The organism is Streptomyces sp. NBC_00631, from assembly GCF_045206895.1.
Lineage (GTDB): Bacteria > Actinomycetota > Actinomycetes > Streptomycetales > Streptomycetaceae > Streptomyces.
Genome location: NZ_CP107734.1, coordinates 707,655 through 723,692 on the forward strand (window position 1 = coordinate 707,655; position 16,038 = coordinate 723,692).

15 protein-coding genes and 3 pseudogenes are annotated in these 16,038 nt (G+C 72.0%); 12 read left to right on the plus strand and 6 right to left on the minus strand.

Features of this window, described 5'->3' with window-relative positions:
* The first annotated feature begins 18 nt into the window (after positions 1-18).
* Entirely contained in the window at positions 19-2,541 is a 2,523-nt protein-coding gene (locus OHB00_RS03455; RefSeq protein ID WP_406431066.1) for a right-handed parallel beta-helix repeat-containing protein, read from the plus strand.
* Positions 2,542-2,634: 93 nt separating this feature from the next.
* Positions 2,635-2,748 (plus strand): annotated as a pseudogene (locus OHB00_RS03460) (MarR family transcriptional regulator); the annotation flags it as partial.
* An 81-nt stretch (positions 2,749-2,829) separates the two neighbouring features.
* Here OHB00_RS03460 and OHB00_RS03465 read toward each other — a convergent pair.
* Positions 2,830-3,384 (minus strand): cysteine hydrolase family protein, encoded by a 555-nt coding sequence (locus OHB00_RS03465; RefSeq protein WP_406431068.1) that lies wholly within the window; start codon positions 3,382-3,384, stop codon positions 2,830-2,832.
* A 151-nt stretch (positions 3,385-3,535) separates the two neighbouring features.
* On the opposite strand from OHB00_RS03465, the gene OHB00_RS03470 reads away from it, so the two are divergent.
* Positions 3,536-4,150 (plus strand): TetR/AcrR family transcriptional regulator, encoded by a 615-nt coding sequence (locus OHB00_RS03470; RefSeq protein ID WP_406431070.1) that lies wholly within the window; start codon positions 3,536-3,538, stop codon positions 4,148-4,150.
* Between the two features lie 123 nt (positions 4,151-4,273).
* Here OHB00_RS03470 and OHB00_RS03475 read toward each other — a convergent pair whose 3' ends face one another.
* Complete coding sequence (locus OHB00_RS03475) at positions 4,274-5,164, minus strand: NADP-dependent oxidoreductase (protein ID WP_406431072.1); 891 nt, start codon at positions 5,162-5,164, stop codon at positions 4,274-4,276.
* Positions 5,165-5,291: 127 nt separating this feature from the next.
* Here OHB00_RS03475 and OHB00_RS03480 point away from each other — a divergent pair, with 127 nt between their 5' ends.
* The gene (locus OHB00_RS03480) at positions 5,292-5,696 is read left to right on the plus strand and encodes a winged helix-turn-helix transcriptional regulator (protein ID WP_406431074.1); all 405 of its coding nucleotides are present in this window, start codon (positions 5,292-5,294) and stop codon (positions 5,694-5,696) included.
* 43 nt (positions 5,697-5,739) lie between these two features.
* On the opposite strand, the gene OHB00_RS03485 is transcribed toward OHB00_RS03480, so the two are convergent.
* Positions 5,740-6,093, minus strand: coding sequence for a hypothetical protein (locus OHB00_RS03485; RefSeq protein WP_406431076.1), 354 nt, complete (start codon positions 6,091-6,093; stop codon positions 5,740-5,742).
* A 284-nt stretch (positions 6,094-6,377) separates the two neighbouring features.
* On the opposite strand from OHB00_RS03485, the pseudogene OHB00_RS03490 reads away from it, so the two are divergent.
* Positions 6,378-6,575: pseudogene (locus OHB00_RS03490) on the plus strand (proprotein convertase P-domain-containing protein); the annotation flags it as partial.
* Between the two features lie 101 nt (positions 6,576-6,676).
* Positions 6,677-7,876, plus strand: coding sequence for a glycoside hydrolase family 3 N-terminal domain-containing protein (locus OHB00_RS03495; RefSeq protein WP_406431078.1), 1,200 nt, complete (start codon positions 6,677-6,679; stop codon positions 7,874-7,876).
* Positions 7,877-8,189: 313 nt separating this feature from the next.
* Here OHB00_RS03495 and OHB00_RS03500 read toward each other — a convergent pair whose 3' ends face one another.
* Complete coding sequence (locus OHB00_RS03500) at positions 8,190-8,981, minus strand: hypothetical protein (protein WP_406431080.1); 792 nt, start codon at positions 8,979-8,981, stop codon at positions 8,190-8,192.
* 309 nt (positions 8,982-9,290) lie between these two features.
* Between OHB00_RS03500 and OHB00_RS03505 the strand changes: the two genes are divergently transcribed.
* The 5 genes and pseudogenes from OHB00_RS03505 to OHB00_RS03525 all read left to right on the plus strand — a co-directional run.
* Positions 9,291-9,959 carry a DedA family protein gene (locus OHB00_RS03505; RefSeq protein ID WP_406431082.1) on the plus strand — a complete coding sequence of 223 codons (669 nt, stop codon included), beginning with the start codon at positions 9,291-9,293 and terminating at the stop codon, positions 9,957-9,959.
* A 49-nt stretch (positions 9,960-10,008) separates the two neighbouring features.
* The gene (locus OHB00_RS03510) at positions 10,009-10,671 is read left to right on the plus strand and encodes a response regulator transcription factor (RefSeq protein ID WP_406431084.1); all 663 of its coding nucleotides are present in this window, start codon (positions 10,009-10,011) and stop codon (positions 10,669-10,671) included.
* Positions 10,668-12,206, plus strand: a complete 1,539-nt coding sequence (locus tag OHB00_RS03515; RefSeq protein ID WP_406431086.1) for a sensor histidine kinase — start codon at positions 10,668-10,670, stop codon at positions 12,204-12,206. The genes OHB00_RS03510 and OHB00_RS03515 overlap by 4 nt, the downstream gene beginning before the upstream one ends.
* A 56-nt stretch (positions 12,207-12,262) precedes the next feature.
* Complete coding sequence (locus tag OHB00_RS03520) at positions 12,263-12,895, plus strand: TetR/AcrR family transcriptional regulator (RefSeq protein ID WP_406431088.1); 633 nt, start codon at positions 12,263-12,265, stop codon at positions 12,893-12,895.
* A 149-nt stretch (positions 12,896-13,044) separates the two neighbouring features.
* A pseudogene (locus OHB00_RS03525) lies at positions 13,045-13,125 on the plus strand (VOC family protein); the annotation flags it as partial.
* 44 nt (positions 13,126-13,169) lie between these two features.
* On the opposite strand, the gene lpdA reads toward OHB00_RS03525, so the two are convergent.
* Together lpdA and OHB00_RS03535 are read right to left on the minus strand one after the other, a co-directional pair.
* Entirely contained in the window at positions 13,170-14,567 is a 1,398-nt protein-coding gene (gene lpdA, locus OHB00_RS03530) for a dihydrolipoyl dehydrogenase (RefSeq protein WP_406431090.1), read from the minus strand.
* A 66-nt stretch (positions 14,568-14,633) separates the two neighbouring features.
* Positions 14,634-15,332 (minus strand): SDR family oxidoreductase, encoded by a 699-nt coding sequence (locus OHB00_RS03535; protein ID WP_406431092.1) that lies wholly within the window; start codon positions 15,330-15,332, stop codon positions 14,634-14,636.
* Positions 15,333-15,483: 151 nt separating this feature from the next.
* Between OHB00_RS03535 and OHB00_RS03540 the strand changes: the two genes are divergently transcribed.
* Complete coding sequence (locus OHB00_RS03540; protein WP_406431094.1) at positions 15,484-15,984, plus strand: winged helix-turn-helix transcriptional regulator; 501 nt, start codon at positions 15,484-15,486, stop codon at positions 15,982-15,984.
* Positions 15,985-16,038: the final 54 nt, after the last annotated feature.

Consider the following 16,038-nt stretch of genomic DNA (forward strand, 5'->3'; position numbering starts at 1 on the left):
GAGGACTGAGGAACGTAGATGACCACCCGTCACACCGTGGCGCCCAAGGGTCAGGGCGGCCGGGGCGCGTACCGGACCATCGGCGAGGCGATACGCGCCGCCTCGCCCGGCGATCTGGTGGTGATCGCCCCCGGCACCTGGACGGAGAACCTGGTCCTTGACCGCGCGGTGGTGATCACGGCGGAGCACGGCCGGGGCAGTGTGGTGATCGCGGCGCCGCCCGGTGAGGCGCCCGCGGTGACCGTGGACGGGCCGGACTGCGCCCTGCACAACATCACCGTCTGGGGCTCGGACGCGGGCCTGCCCGCCGTGAGCGTGTCGCCCGGCGCCGGGCTGGTCCTGGAGGAGTGCTCCGTGGAGGGCGGCCGGGTCCAGGTGAAGGGCCCGGACGACGAGGAGGGCGGTACGACCGCCGTCGTCCTGCGCCGCTGCCGTCTGGAGGGGGCCAGGCTGGCCGGTCTGCACCTGGCGGGCGGTGTCCGGGCCCGCGTGGAGGACACGGCGGTGACCGGCGTCGACGGCACCGGTGTGGTGCTGTCCGGTACCGCGAGCCTGGAGGCCGTACGGCTGCGGCTCGAACGCACGACCGGGTCCGGGGTGCGGCTGCGCGGCCGGTCCCGGCTGCGGCTCACCGACTCGGTGCTGGCGGGCAGTGGCCGGGCCGGGCTGCTCCTTGAGGACTCCACCGAGGCCATGGCCGGGGAGTCGCGTATCGAGACGCCGGGGGCGGCCGGGGTGCATTTGACCGGTTCGGCGCGGGCCGAGCTGACCGACTGCCGGATCCGTGGGGCGGCCGCCAGCGGACTGGTCGTGCAGGAGACCGCGCGGCTGAGCGCGTCGGGCTGTTCCGTGGCCGACGCGGGGGCCAACGGGCTGCTGGTGACGGGCTCGGCCGAGGCGGACCTGGCCGACTGCCGGATCGACCGCAGCGCCTTCAGCGCGGTCCATCTGGCGGATACGGCCGTCGGGCGGCTCGCCGACTGCCGGGTGCGGGGCGGCGCCGAGCACGGTGTGCACGCCATGGGCGAAGCCCGGATCGAGCTGACCGACTGCGGGATCACCGACGTCGCCATGACCGGGGTCAGCGTCCTGGAGCGGGCGGTGGCCACGCTCACCGGCTGCCGGGTCGCCGGGTCCGCCGCCGGGATCGGCATCGGCTCGCCGGTCGGCAGCACGGTCGCGGACACCACGGTGACCGGGACGAAGGAGATCGGCGTGCAGGTCGCCAAGGGGGCGGCCGTCTCCCTGGCCGGGATCCGGATCAGCGGTGCCGGGGCGGCCGGACTGGTGGTCGACGAAGGCGCCGAGGCGACGGTGACCGGTGGCCGGGTGGAGGACTGTGCGGGCTCCGGCGCCGTCGTGTGGACGGGCGCCAGGCCGGAGGTGACCGGGCTGCACATCGACCGGCCGGGCAAGAACGGGGTGTTCCTGGCCGAGGGGGCGGGCGGCACGTTCACCTCGCTCGACATCACCGGCGCGGGTTTCCCGGCCCTGCACGTGGCCAAGGGCGCCGACCCGGTCTTCCGGCACTGCCGGATCCGCGACTGCGCGGAGGCGCTGGGCACCGACGAGGGCGCCGAGCCGGTCCTGGAGGACTGCACGGCCGACGGCACCCCGCTGACCTTCGGCATCCCGGCCGCGGCCCCGGGTAACGGCAGATCCGGTGCCGTCCCCGCGCCCGCTTCCGGTGCCAGGGCCGCCGACGGCTCCGACGAGCCGGAGGAGGAGAACCTGGAGGACCTGCTCGGCGAACTCCACGAACTGGTCGGCCTGGACCGCGTCAAGCAGGACGTCGGTTCCCTGGTCAAGCTCATGCAGACGGTCCGTCGTCGCGAGGAGGCCGGGCTGCCGGCCCCGCCGCTCAGCCGCCACCTGGTGTTCGCCGGCAACCCCGGCACCGGGAAGACCACGGTCGCCCGCCTCTACGGCCGCCTCCTCAAGGCACTCGGCCTGCTCCGCCGGGGCCATCTGGTCGAGGTCGACCGGACCGCGCTCGTGGGCGAGTACGTCGGCCACACCGGCCCGAAGACCACCGCCGCCTTCACCCGGGCGCTCGGCGGTGTGCTCTTCATCGACGAGGCGTACTCCCTGGCCCCGGCCTTCGCGGGCAACGACTTCGGCACCGAGGCCGTGGCGACCCTGGTGAAGCTGATGGAGGACCACCGCGACGACGTGGTGGTCATCGCCGCCGGCTACCCCGGTGACATGCACCGCTTCATCGGTTCCAACCCCGGCCTCGCCTCCCGTTTCGGCCGCACCCTCCTCTTCGAGGACTACGAGCCGGGCGAGCTGGTGTCGATCGTCGAGTTCCAGGCGGGGCAGCACCGCTACGAGCTCACCCCAACGGCCCGTACCGAACTCTTCTCCCTCTTCCAGGCCATGCCCCGGAGCGAGGGCTTCGGCAACGGCCGCTCGGCCCGCCAGATCTTCCAGGAGATGACCGAACGCCAGGCCCAGCGCGTCGCCGAGCTGACCGCCCCGACGGCGGAACAGCTGATCAGCCTGGAGGCCCACGACCTGCCCCACCCGGCCGCGCGCTGACGGCACGCCTCGTTTCGTACAATTCGAGGCCGAACGACCGTGCGGCGGGCCTGCCGCCGCACGGTCCTTGGCGAGGTCGCGAAGGTGTCACCCGTGCCCGGTCAGCGGTCCATCACCGAAGCCGAGAAGCTGGCCCCGGCGAAGCTCGGCGGCATCCCGGTCCGCCGGGAGCAGATGGCGGTGGCCACCATCCACCGGGCCGCCTCGAACTTCGTGAACGGCATCAAGAGGCTGCCGGTGGAGGCGACGCTCGCCTGACGGCCCGGGGCGGGTGCGGTCGGAACGCGGTCAGAGTGCCGCCGCCCACGCGTCGACCGTCGTGACCTCGGCCTGCTTGGGGAACACCTTCTCCGTGAGCACCCGGTGCACCTCCGGATCGGAGTCGAGACAGCCGTCGGACAGGACGGTGAGCTCGAAGTCGAGGTCGGCGGCCTGGCGCAGGGTGGACAGCACGACACCGCTGGTGGCGATGCCGGTGAGGACGAGGTGATCGATCCCGCCGGCCCGCAGCACCATGTCGAGGTCGCTGCCGGCGAAGGCACTGACGCGCCGCTTGGTGACGACCGGCTCGCCGGGCGCGGGCGCCACGTCCTGGTGGACCCGGGTGGCCGTGTCCTCCCCGGCCGGCCGCGGTGTGGCGCCCACGAGGCCGCGGAACATCTTGTTGCGGGCGCTGACCTCCGGGTAGCCCGGGCGGAAGCCCACGACCACGTAGATCACCGGGACGCCGGCGGCCCGGGCGGCGTCGATCGCCTTGCTCAGGCGGGGCAGGTACTCGCCGTCGGGAAAACGGTCGACGACGACCTGCTGGACGTCCATGACGAGGAGGGCTTGCTGAGGCACCGTCCCTGTTCCTTCCACGCGGCCCGGTTAGTCATCAAGTGATTACTTGGCAACGTAGCCCGCTCTGGGGGACCATGTCAACGCATGATTACTTGGTGGCGGAGCTTCGGCCCGCCGAAGGGCCCAGGTGGCGTTGGAGAGAGGAGCCGCTGTGTCATCGGACGACGTGACCGACCAGGCCGCGGACGGGCCTCGGCGCCGGGACGCCGCGGCGACCCGCCGGGCCCTGCTGCTGGCCGCCCGCGCCCGGTTCACGCGGCTGGGCTACGACCGTACGACGCTGCGGGACGTCGCCGCGGACGCGGGGGTCAACCTGGCGCTCATCAAGCGGTACTTCGGTTCCAAGGAGGGCCTGTTCAAGGCGGCACTGGCGTCGACGCCCCGGTTCCTGGGCGGCGAAGGGGAGTTCCCGCGCGGCCGGGCCGCCCTGGCCGAGGCGCTCAGCCGGCAGCTGGCGGCCGGGGCGTGGGCGGAGTTCGGCGAGCATCCGGTGCTGATGCTGCTGCGCGACTCGGGCGACGAGCAGGTGGCCGAGCTGCGCCGGCGGGCCCTGGCGGAGTTCGGCCGGCAGGTGCTCGAAGCGTCGGGTGCCGCGTCCGCACCCGACGCCGAGCTGCGGGCGGAGCTCCTGGTCGCCCTCGGCGTCGGTGTCGCCGTCGTACGCTCCGCAGTGGGCCTGCGGCCGCTGGCCGACGCGACACCCGGCGACCTCGTGGGCCCGCTCCGCGACATCGTGGAGGGGCTCCTCAAGCCACCTCCGGGCTGATCCCCCGCCGAGCCGCTCGGGCCCGCGGAGGCCTTGTCGCCCTCGGCGGGGTCGCCGCGCCGGCAGCCGGGACAGGGTGGGCGAGCACATCGGCGTACAGGCGGCGAGAATCTGGTTCTCCGGCTAGGGGACCAGCACCAGCCGCCCGCGCACCCCGCCCTCCGCGAGGCGGGCGTGGGCCTCGGCAGCGTCGGCCAGGGGGAATGTACCGGCCACCCGGAGCGTCAGCACCCCCTCGTCCACGAGTCCCGCCAGTTCCGCCAGGCGCGCCCCGTCGGCGGTCACGGCGACGGAGGCCGTCCGCACCCCGCGCACCGGGGCCGGCTCGCCTCCGGGCCGGACACCGACGTAGCCGCCTGCGTCACGCACCCACTCCAGGGCCGCCTCACCGAGCACCGCCGCGTCCAGTACGGCATCGAAGCCACCGGTCTCGACTGCGCCCGCCGTGAAGCGCTCGGCCCCCAGCGACCGTACGAGCTTCTCGTCGGCCTCGCGGGCCAGCCCGGTCACCGATATCCCACGGTGGGCGGCCAGTTGGACGGCGAAGCCGCCGACCGCGCCCGCCGCACCGGTGACCAGCAGGGACTGGCCCTCGGTCAACTCCAGCAGGTCCAGGGCCTGTACGGCGGTCAGCCCGTTCAGCGGCAACGTCGACGCGTGCACCGCGTCCACCGTGGCCGGGGCGATGGCCACCGCGTCCGTCCCCACCACGACGTACTCGGCATGCGTGCCGAGCGGCCGGACCATGCCGGGGTCCAGCGCCACCACCTGGTCACCGACGTTCCAGGCGGTGGCGACCCCGGTCGCGTCGACGGTGCCGGCGACGTCCCAGCCGAGCCCGATCCGCTTGCCCGCGCCGCCGAAGAAGCCGGCCCGCACCCCTTCGTCCACGGGGTTCAGCGCGGCCGCCGCGACCTTGATCCGCACCTGGCGCGGGCCCGGCTCGGGCCGCTCCGACTCCACGACCTCCACGACCTCGGGCCCGCCGAACCTGTTCACCACTGCTGCACGCATGACGGCTTGCTCCCCCTGTACGGTCTTCGCGCCTCGGTCTCTCCTCGGCTGTCAGCAACCCTAGGAATAGCTACTCTCTTTCAGTAAGTAGTTACCTGAAGGTGCCTAGGTCCCCCAGAGGTGAGCGATGCCGACGACGACAGCGGCCCAACGGCGCGAGCAGGCGCGCGTGGAGTACGACGCCTTCATCCGGGCCTGCCCCACCAACCAGCTCCTCGACCGGATCAGCGACAAGTGGGTCAGCCTGGTCGTCTGCGCGCTGTCCCCCGGCCCGATGCGCTACAGCGAGCTCGCCCGCAAGATCGCCGGCGTCAGCCCCAAGATGCTCACCCAGACCCTGCGCGCCCTGGAACGCGACGGCGTTCTCGCCCGCACGGTGACCCCGTCCGTCCCTGTCCGCGTGGACTACGAACTCACTCCGCTGGGCGCCAGCCTCTCCCTGCTCCTGGCAGGCGTGAAGGACTGGGCCGAGACCCACATCGAGGAGGTCCACGAGGCACGCGAGCGCTATGACGCGGGGGCGGAGGGCTAGCCTGGGAGCCGCGCGTTCCGCGCTCCCGCCCCTGCGGCGCCGCTCAGAAGACGTTGTTCCGGCGGTGCTGCCGGCGTACCTCGACGAACTTTGTGCGGGCCTCTTCTTCCGGGAGCCCCTGGTTGACCTGGATCAGGAGGTCCGCCAGGGCGTCGCGCGACTCCATGTACCCCTTCCACTTCTGCTGGGGCTTGTACCAGGTGTCGAACGCCGTCCCGATCGCGACCAGGAGCGACAGGGCCGGAACCCAGTCGACGAGCCAGCTCGCGCCACCACCGCTGAGGTTCTGGTCCGCCGCGACGATCGCCGACGCGATGATCAGGGTGAAGCGGGTCACGAAATAGGTGATGCCGTAGTTGAACGTACCGACGCGCAGGTTCCGCCTCGCCCGGTGCATCTCCGACTCCAGGCTGATGCCCGGCTGTTGATCGCCGCTCGGCCGTCCGGTCCCCCTGAGCTCAAAGACTCGCCCCCAAGTCGCCGTGATCGATGGCTCGTTCCGCGGGACATTCTCCCGCCCGGCCCGCGACCGAAAACACTGTGCACGTCTTCGAACCCGCCGCTCGCAACCGCCAGTTCAAGCCGTCGTTCTGAGTGCGGTCATGACGGTCCCGGTTTCCGGGTGTCAATCCGCTCTCCGAAAGTTCACCGCCTTCTCTCAGGCGTCTCACGCAACTCCCCTTGAACCGCGGTGGCGGCTCCGCCGGCAACGTCGGCCAGACGTTCACCGTCGACGCCTCCGCACAGCCTCTGACGGGCACCTGGAAACTCCGTGTCCAGGACCACGCCGCAATCGACGTCGGCTGCATCGACCAGTGGCGGCTCGTCCCCTGGCCGTCCCCGCTCCGCCCACGTGCCGACGGAACCCGTTCGGCGTAACGTGTTGGGGGGAATGAAGCGGTCGCGGGCCATGCGGTCCGACGCTGTCCGTCGGCCCGGTGGTCTCCGTGGCGTGCACCCGCATGAGTCAGGAGCGCATCATGGGGACACCTGTACGTCCGCGCACGCGCGGCGGTGCTGCCGCGCGGCGCACCACTGTCGGACTTCTCACCACCGCGCTCGCCGCCGGAGTGTGCACCGTGCCGGCCGCGGAGGCGAGCGCCCAGCACGTGCCCACCGTCACCGCCGCGAGCTGCGCGGACACGGTCTATGCGGGAATGACCCAGGCACAGCGCGTCGGCCAGCTGTTCATGGGCGGCGTCGCCGCCACCAACCCGAGCACGACGGACCTGCGGACACTGCGCACCTACCACGTGGGGTCCGTCATGCTCACGGGGCGCAGCACCGCCGGAACCACCGCGACGAGGAAGGTGGTCGACGGGATCCGCACGCAGGCCGACACAGTGGGCGGCCGACGGGTCGGGCTGCTCGTGGCCACCGACCAGGAAGGCGGCCAGGTCCAGGTGCTCAGCGGCCCCGGCTTCTCGGTCATGCCCAACGCCCTGACCCAGGGCACGTGGAGCACGGCGACCCTGCGCAGCCGCGCCGAGACCTGGGCGCGGCAGCTCAAGGCGGCGGGCCTGGACCTCAATCTCGCTCCGGTCGCCGATGTGGTGCCCGCGAGCCTCGGCACCCGCAATGCTCCGATCGGCCACTTCTACCGCGAGTACGGCCATACCCCCGCCGTCGTGACCTCGCACACCGGCGCCTTCGCCGCGGGCTTCCGGACGGCCGGGGTGATGACCACCTTCAAGCACTTCCCCGGACTGGGCCAGGTGATCGGCAACACCGACACCACCGCGAACGTCGTCGACTCGGTGACCACCGCCTCCAGTTCGAGCCTTCAGCCGTTCCAGAGCGGGATCAAGGCGGGTGCGCCGTTCGTGATGATCTCGTCGGCGAAGTACACAAAGATCGACTCGAAGCACCTGGCCGCGTTCTCACCGACCGTCATCAACTCGCTGCTGCGCACCAAGTTCGGCTTCAAGGGAGTCGTCATCTCCGACGACCTCGGCCAGGCGGTCGCGGTACGTGCCTACACCCCGGCGCAGCGGGCGGTGCAGTTCATCGGCGCCGGCGGGGACATGGTCCTGACCGTCAAGGCGTCGACCGTGCCGGCGATGGCACAGGGGGTGCAGGCCCAGATGGCCAAGGACGCCTCCTTCCGTGCCAAGGTCGCCGCCTCCGTGCACCGCATCCTCACGGCCAAGGCAGCCGCCGGCCGTCTCACCTGCAGCTGAGACCGCCTGCCGAGCGAGCGGCCGCCTCCTCAACGCCCGTGGAGGGCCTCGATATCGTCGGCCCCGAGGCCGGGGAGGCGGCGCGCATGCGGTCGAGGTGGGGGTGAGCCGACTGTGACCACCGGTCCGCGCCACTGCTGGTGCCGGTGGACGAGGACACGGAGTGGTGGCTCGCCTGGCCAGGCGGGCTTCTCGTCGGTCAACTGGTGGCGCTGCACGGCAAGTCGGCCGTCTCGTCGCACGGTGTCGGACACGGCAAGAGGCTGCCGACATCGGCGCCCGATGCTGCGGCGGAACCCTTTCCCGGCGTTGCTCAGGCCGTGTCGACGGCTGACGTGTCCCGGTGGGAGACGGCCAGGTAGCCGACGAAGCAGGCGATGGCGGCTGTCCAGGCGAGGGTCACCGGTGCCAGGCCCAGGCCGAGCCCGCCCCGGGTGTGGCCGACCGCCATCCAGTCGGCGAGCGAGGCACCGAGGGGGCGGGTGATGACGTAGGCCGTCCAGAAGGCGGGGACGGCGCTGAGGACACCGCCGCGGTGGGCGATCGCGGGCAGGCAGATCGCGGCGGCGAAAAGGACCGCCGAGCCGAGGTAGCCGAGGCCGATGGTGGCGGTCAGGTCGCCGGCGGCGGTGCCGAGGGCGAAGGTGGCGAGGACGGCCGCCCAGTAGAAGACCTCCCGGCGGCGGGTGCGGATGCCGTGGATGGACAGGGTCCGCTCGACGGCGTACCAGAGGGCGAAGACCGCGGTCAGCACGACGAGGAAGAAGGGGGTGGACAGCGTATAGGGCACGCCGAGGCCGACGTGCAGGACGTCGGCTGCCATCGTGCCGAACACGCTGACCATGACGACGGCGGTCCAGTACACCCAGGCGACGTACCGGCGCACGGCGAACTGCACGGCCAGGGAGGCCGCCAGGGCGAGCCCGCCGAGGCCGACGGCCGGTATCGGCCCGAGGACCTTGGCCAGCAGGTCCGACGCGGTCTCGCCCATCCCGGTGGTGAGCACCTTGATGATCCAGAAGTAGGCGGTCACTTCCGGAACCTTGTTCGCCATGGTGCGGAGGGGAACGCGGGAACGGTCGTCGAGGAGGTGCTCTGTGGTCATGGGCGGCACGATGACACGCCGGGCTCCCGGCGCCACAGATGTCTTTGCCAATGCTTTGGCGCCTCTGGTGCATGAGTTTCACGTCCGTCGCCCGAACCCGAACGCAACCGGTACGCCTCGGCAAGACCTCCGTTCCACGTGGGTGTCCCGCCGACCGGGAGACTTCTACTACATTGTGTAGAGGCTCACACCCCGGAGTGACGAGGCGACGAACGGGCCCCGCGATCGTCTAGAGTTCCATACAGCGTCTACAGGACTGTAGTCGCCGAGGTGTCCGTGTGCAGCCGTCCGCCGGAAAGGGCCCCGTTCATGACCGCTCCGATCCTCGCCGCGTCACAGCTGGCCGTGAACGTGCTCGACGCCCATTCACTGCTGGCGGCCTTCGGCGTGCTGGGCGTCGGTGTGGTGATGTTCGCCGAGACGGGACTGCTGGTCGGGTTCTTCCTGCCGGGCGACTCGCTGCTGTTCACCGCCGGCCTGCTGTGCACCGGCTCGGCGCAGGGCGGTCTGCACCTGTCCCTGGGCCCGCTGCTCGTGGCGGCGGCCACGGGTGCGCTGGCCGGGGCGCAGTTCGGATACCTCGTCGGCCGGAAGGCCGGCGGGACACTGCTGGCCCGCAGCCGCTCCCGGCGCCTGCACGAAGGGGTGAAACGCGCCGAGGAGTTCCTCGGCCGGTACGGCCACGCGAAGGCCATCGTGCTGGCCCGCTTCGTGCCGGTGGTGCGGACGGTGCTCAATCCGATGGCGGGTGCGCTGGAGGTGCCGGTTCGGACGTTCACCCAGTGGCAGGTCGTCGGCGGACTCGCGTGGAGTCTCGGCCTCACCCTCGCGGGATACGCGCTGGGCTCGTCGATCCCGAATGTCGACCGGTACCTGCTGCCGCTGGTGGCACTGATCGTGGTCGTGTCGCTGATCCCTGTCCTTTCCGAGGTGTACCGGGGACGACGGGCTGCCGCGTCCGAAGAGGGACGCGGTTGATCATCACCCGGCGGAGCGGGCCGTACGGCCGCAGATCCGATGGAGGACCATGCGTCACAAGATCCTCGTCGTCGAGGACGATCACGCCCTGCGTGACGTCCTGCGCCGGGGGCTGGCCGACGAGGGCTTCGAGCCCGTGCCCGCCGCCGACGGCGCCGGCGCCCTGCGGCTGAGCGCCGACGGCATCGGCGCGGTCGTCCTGGACGTCGGACTGCCGGACGCGGACGGCAGGGACGTGTGCCAGGCGATGCGTGCCAACGGGTTCGCGGCGCCGATCATCTTCCTGACCGCCCGCCACCACCTCACCGACCGGCTGTCCGGGTTCTCCGCGGGGGCCGACGACTATCTGCCCAAGCCGTTCCACCTCGCCGAACTCGTCGCCCGGCTGCGGGCCGCGCTCAGACGGGCCGCGCCGCCGACGGTGTGGACGGCAGGAGGCCTGGTCCTGGACGCGCCCCGGCACCGCGCGAGCGTCGGCGAGGCCGAGGTCGAGCTGTCCCCGACGGAGTTCCGCCTGCTGGCCACCCTCGTGGCCGCGAAAGGCGGCATCGTGAGCCGCCGCGACCTGGTCAGGGCCGCCTGGCCGGACGGCGCCCAGGTCAGCGACAACACACTGGACCAGTACCTGAGCCGGCTGCGCCGCAAGCTGCGCGCGGCGGGCAGCGGCCTGAGCCTCGGTACGGCGCGCGGGATGGGCCACCGGCTGTCATGACCTGGCTCCTGCGGCTCCCGGCCCCCCGCACGCTGCGCGGCCGGCTCTCGCTCGTGGCCCTGACCACCGCCACCCTCCTGATGACCGTCCTGACCGTGGCGTTCAACACCGTGATGGAACGGCATCTGCGGCATCAGGCGGACGCCGAGCTGCGCAGCCGTGCGGACGCCGTCGCCACCACCGTGGACACCAGCGGCCCGCGGGTACGGGTCCTGGAGACCGTCAACGACCGGCTCCTCGACGACAACGTCTGGATCTACAGCGGGACGCGGCTGCTGGAGAGGCCCCCGTCCACCGCCGGCGAGAGCACCCTGACCGAGGCCGCCGCCCGGCTCGCCGTACGGGGCGACGGTGTCTGTACGACCGTGGCGGCCGGGAATCCGCGGTCCGTCCGGCTGTGTGCCCGTTCGCTGGCCGGGAGCAGCGGCACGGCGACGGTCGTCACCGCCCTGGACCTCGCGCCGTACCGCAACTCGGCGGCCGCCGTACTGCTGGGTTCCCTGGTCCTGGACTCGGTCATGCTGGCCTGCACCTACGCGCTGATCCGCCTCGCCGTCGGGCGGGCGCTGCGTCCGGTGCGGACCATGACCGACCAGGCCACCGAGTGGAGCGCCGTGGGTTCCGACGAACGCTTCGGCGCGGCCCACCATCCGGCCGAACTCGCGAGCCTGGGCGCCTCGTTGGACGCGCTGCTGGACCGCACCCGTACCGTGCTGGGGCACGAGCGCCAGCTGACCGGAGAGCTGTCCCACGAACTGCGCACCCCGCTCACCCGGATCATGATCGAGCTGGACTGGTGGCGGGCCCGGCCGCGCTCCGCCGCCGAGACCCGCGCCACGCACGAGGTGATCACCGACGCCGCCCAGGCCATGCGCACCATCTGCGACACCCTGCTGGACGACGCCCGTGAGGAAGCGCGCACCGCCGCCCCCGCGGCTCCCGGCGCCACGGCCGTCGAGCCGGTCCTGTGCCGGCTGGTCGACCGCCTCGGGGCGCTGGAACAGGTGCAGGCCGTCGTCGACACGGCGGTTCCGGAGCTGGCGGCGGCCGTCCGGCCGGCCCTTCTCGAACGCATCGTCAGCCCGCTCCTGACGAACGCGGTCCGGTACGCGCGCTCCACGGTGACCGTGTCCGCGCGACCGGTGCCCGGCGGGGTGCGGATCAGCGTCACCGACGACGGTCCGGGCGTGCCGGAGACGTTCGTGGGCGACCTCTTCCAGCCCGGTCGCCGGGCCGACCCCGAGGACGGGCACGACGGAGCGGGCCTCGGACTGCCACTCGCCCGGCGCCTGGCCCGGACCGTCGGCGGCGAGGTGTCCCACGATCCCGCGCACACCTCAGGGGCTCGCTTCCTGGCCGACCTGCCCGCCGGCTGGATTCCCCGCCGGACGGGACCAGTGCCACCCCCGGGAGTTTCCCTGTCCGGAACATCTGCCGCGTGTCCGGTCCGGCCGCCTGCCGCGGGGTCCGGGGACGACCGCGAAAAACAATGCGCTGGTGACGGCGGTGCCTGTTGTAGGGGATGCTCCAATTAGAGTGGTCCCCGCAGAGGCGGCTCGCCGGGGCCGCCGCGATCCCGAGAGGCGCAGGGATGACCGGGCCGCAGACGACGCGCAGGAAGCGCGCGAACGGGGTGGAGTCGCGCCGGCGCATCCTCGACGCCACCGTCGAGATCGCCGGCGAGCGCGGTTACGACGGCACCTCCATCGCGGCCGTCAGCGCCAGGTGCGGGCTGCCCGCCAGCTCGATCTACTGGCATTTCAAGGACAAGGACGACCTGATCGCGGCCGTCATCGAGCGCAGCTTCGAAACCTGGCTCACGACCGTCGAACTGCCCGGGGACGAGGCGGGCACCCCGCTGGAACGGGTCACCCTGATGGCCGCGTACGTGGCCAGATCCCTGGTCGCGGCCCCGGACTTCCTGCGCCTCGGCCTGATGCTCGCGCTGGAGCGCCGCCCCACCGAACCCCGGGGCCGTGCGGTCTTCCTCCAGGTCCGCGACATCTCCCACCGCCGTATCGCCGAGATCATCGCCTCCCTCTTCCCGGCCTTGGCCGAGGACGCCGTGGAGACCCTGACCACCTACGCCGTCGCCGGCGCCGACGGCCTGTTCGTGCACCGGGAGGTCAAGGGCGACTCCGTCGACCTGGTGGCCCTGTTCGAGCTGCACGCCCGGCTCATCCACGACGCCGCCGTCCGGATGGCAGCCGAGGGCGGACGCTGACGGCCGTCGCGTCCGTACGCCGGGGGTGCCGGACAGCCCTCAGGACGCCGCGTCCGCGCCCCTGACCGCACCCGTCTCGGCCGCCACGGCCGCGGCGGCCGGCACCGCGGAGGCCAGACCGTGGTACTGCCGGATCGCGCCGGCCTCGCGCACCGTTCGGCGGCCGAGGCGCCTGCTTCGAGGACCCGGCCGGCCACGACACGGAGATCATGACGCGGCCGTACGTCCGTAGGCCCTGCCCCCGCACCCGGGTGTCAGGATGCCCCAGCTGGTATCAGAGGTTGATCATGTGGCCGGCGAGCCCGTGCAGGGCGTCCTGGACCGCCTCGCTCAGCGTCGGGTGGGCGTGGACGTTCCGGGCGAGCTCATGGACCGTGAGGTCCCATTTCTGGGCGAGCGTCAGCTCGGGCAGCAGCTCTGTCACGTCCGGTCCGATCAAGTGGCCGCCGATCAGCTCTCCGTACCGGGCGTCGCTCACGAGTTTCACGAACCCCACCGTGTCGCCGAAGCCGTGCGCCTTGGCATTGGCGGTGAAGGGGAACTTGGCCACGCGCACGTCGAAGCCCTGGGCACGGGCCTCGGCCTCGGTCCAGCCGAAGCTGGCGATCTGCGGCTGGCAGAACGTCGCGCGCGGGATCATGCGGTAGTCCAGTTCCATGGTCTCCGCGCCGGCGATGCTCTCCGCGGCGACGATGCCCATCGCCTCGGCGGTGTGCGCCAGCATCAGCTTCGCCGTGACGTCGCCGATGGCGTAGATGTGCGGCCGGCTGGTGCGGCAGTGCCCGTCGACGTCGATGGCACCGCGCTCGGTGAGCCGCACACCGGTGCTGTTCAGCCCGTAGCCGGCGGTGCGCGGCTGGAAGCCGGTGGCCTGCAGGACCTTCTCCGCCTCCAGGACCTGCTCGGAGTCGCCGGAGCGGACCGTGACCCTGACGTTGTCCTCGGTCTCCTCGATGGACTGCACGGCGGTCGAGGTCAGGACCCGGATCCCCTGCCGCTTGAAGCGCCTGGTCAGCTCGGCCGAGACCTCCTCGTCCTCCAGCGGGGCGATCCGGTCCAGGAACTCCACCAGGGTGACGTCGACGCCGTACGACCGCAGCAGGTAGGCGAACTCGACGCCGATGGCCCCGGCACCCGCGATGATCAGACTCGACGGGAGGGTGTCGGAGAGGATCTGCTCCTCGTAGGTGACGACGCGCCGGCCCAGTGCCGTGCCGGGCAGGAGTTTCACGGTCGAGCCGGTGGCGATGATGCAGGAGCGGAAGGAGAGCGTCGTCTCGCCGTCCCTCATGCGCACCTGCAGGGTGTGCGGGTCGAGGAAAGTGCCCTGCCCGTCGAACTGTTCGATCTTGTTCTTGCGCATGAGGTAGCCGACGCCCTTGACGCGCCCGTCGGCCACCACCCGGCTGCGCTCGTAGGCGGCCCGGTAGTCCAGGCCCACCTCGCCGCTGATCTTCACGCCGAACTTGTCGGCGTCGTGCAGGATCAGCTGGGCGACCTCGGCGTTGCGCAGCAGCGCCTTCGCCGGGATGCAGCCGATGTTCAGACAGACACCACCCCAGAAGCGGCCCTCCACGACGGCCGTGCGCAGGCCCAGCTGGGCGGCGCGGATCGCGGCCACATAGCCGCCCGGCCCGGCTCCCAGGACGACGACGTCGAAGTCGGTCTGCATGGCTCCACCTCACCGTTGTGTCGCGTCGGTCTGCTGACTCCACCGTCGCACGATCGGACCGCGCGCTCAGCCGGCCGGATAGAGGAGGTCGAGCGGGCCGGAGAGCGCGGCGCGCACCCGGCGGGCCGTGTCGTCGACCAGGACCTCGGGTTCGTCGCGGGCGATCGCGTCCATGGTCCGCGCGGCCACCTCGGCCGCATCCGTCTTCGGCTCGTCGACCGCCGCTGTGGCGTCCGTGTCCACCCAGCCGACGTGGACGCCGACGACCAGCGTCCCCTGCTCCCGCAGGGCGACCCGCAACGCGTTGGTCACCGACCACTGCGCCGCCTTCGACGCGGCATAGCTCGGGAACAGCCTGGTCGACCGCCACGACGCCACGGACAGCATGTTCACCAGGGCGCCACCCCCATGGGCGGCGAGCACCGGTGCGAAGGCCCGGGAGACGGCCCAGGTGCCCAGATAGTTCACCTCCATTTCCTGCCGCGCGCCGTCCAGGGAGCCCTCCAGCAGGCCCGGCCCGGCCTGGATGCCCGCGTTGTTGATCACGATGGTCGCGTCGGACGCCGTCCGCGCGGCGGCCTCGATCTGCTCGGGGTCGGTGACGTCGAGGCGCAGCGGCTCCAGCCCCGGCACGGCGAAGTCCTCCGGCCGTCGTACGCCCGCGTACACCTTGGCCGCGCCCCGGGCCAGCAGGGCGCGGCAGAACGCCAGCCCGATCCCCCGGTTCGCTCCGGTCACCAGCGCGACCGATCCCTCGATCTTCATGGTCGGACACCTCGATTCACCGCTCAGCGCCGCCCGGCGGACGGCCGGGCCCTCGCTTCATGCTGTGGCCTGCGCGGGCCGCCCACATCCCGTGCGGTTCATGAGGGCGGTGTCAGCTGAGTTTCTTCATGAGACTCGCTATCGTGGAGGCATGAAACGGACGTCGTTCGCCAAGTGGCCGTGCTCGATCGCACGGACCGTCGATCTGCTGGGGGACCACTGGACGCCGCTGGTGGTGCGGGAGGCGTTCTACGGGATCCGCCGCTTCGACGAGTTCCAGCAGGAACTGGGCATCGCCCGCAACACGTTGACCGACCGGCTGCGCCTCCTGGTGGACGAGCGGATCCTGGAGAAGCGGCTGTACGAGGCCGAGCCGCCACGCTACGACTACGTCCTCACGCAGAAGGGGCGGGACCTGTTCACGGTGCTCGCGGCGATGTCCGCGTGGGGCGACCGGTGGCTGGCCGGGGAGCGGGGCGTGCCCGTGGTGTTCCATCACGACGCCTGCGACCACGACACCACGGCCGAGGTCGTCTGCTCCCTGTGCCGCACACCGCTCAGGTCCGAGGAGACCTCGATGCGGATGGGGCCCGGATATCCCGAGCGGCTCGGGCAGCGGCCGGACGTCCGCCGCCGGTTCGGCACCGACTGAGCCGGGCACGCTCTCTTGACAGAGTGAGTCTCATATTGCAACTCTGGAGGTCAG

Excerpts from the sequence above, each read along its gene's own strand:
- OHB00_RS03520 (WP_406431088.1), top strand. The coding sequence starts at position 12,263 with ATGACCGGGCCGCAGACGACGCGCAGGAAGCGCGCGAACGGGGTGGAG.
- OHB00_RS03535 (WP_406431092.1), bottom strand. The coding sequence starts at position 15,332 with ATGAAGATCGAGGGATCGGTCGCGCTGGTGACCGGAGCGAACCGGGGG.
- OHB00_RS03505 (WP_406431082.1), top strand. The coding sequence starts at position 9,291 with ATGACCGCTCCGATCCTCGCCGCGTCACAGCTGGCCGTGAACGTGCTC.
- OHB00_RS03500 (WP_406431080.1), bottom strand. The coding sequence starts at position 8,981 with ATGACCACAGAGCACCTCCTCGACGACCGTTCCCGCGTTCCCCTCCGC.
- OHB00_RS03495 (WP_406431078.1), top strand. The coding sequence starts at position 6,677 with ATGGGGACACCTGTACGTCCGCGCACGCGCGGCGGTGCTGCCGCGCGG.
- lpdA (WP_406431090.1), bottom strand. The coding sequence starts at position 14,567 with ATGCAGACCGACTTCGACGTCGTCGTCCTGGGAGCCGGGCCGGGCGGC.
- OHB00_RS03475 (WP_406431072.1), bottom strand. The coding sequence starts at position 5,164 with ATGCGTGCAGCAGTGGTGAACAGGTTCGGCGGGCCCGAGGTCGTGGAG.
- OHB00_RS03485 (WP_406431076.1), bottom strand. The coding sequence starts at position 6,093 with ATGCACCGGGCGAGGCGGAACCTGCGCGTCGGTACGTTCAACTACGGC.
- OHB00_RS03515 (WP_406431086.1), top strand. The coding sequence starts at position 10,668 with ATGACCTGGCTCCTGCGGCTCCCGGCCCCCCGCACGCTGCGCGGCCGG.
- OHB00_RS03510 (WP_406431084.1), top strand. The coding sequence starts at position 10,009 with ATGCGTCACAAGATCCTCGTCGTCGAGGACGATCACGCCCTGCGTGAC.
- OHB00_RS03480 (WP_406431074.1), top strand. The coding sequence starts at position 5,292 with ATGCCGACGACGACAGCGGCCCAACGGCGCGAGCAGGCGCGCGTGGAG.
- OHB00_RS03540 (WP_406431094.1), top strand. The coding sequence starts at position 15,484 with ATGAAACGGACGTCGTTCGCCAAGTGGCCGTGCTCGATCGCACGGACC.
- OHB00_RS03455 (WP_406431066.1), top strand. The coding sequence starts at position 19 with ATGACCACCCGTCACACCGTGGCGCCCAAGGGTCAGGGCGGCCGGGGC.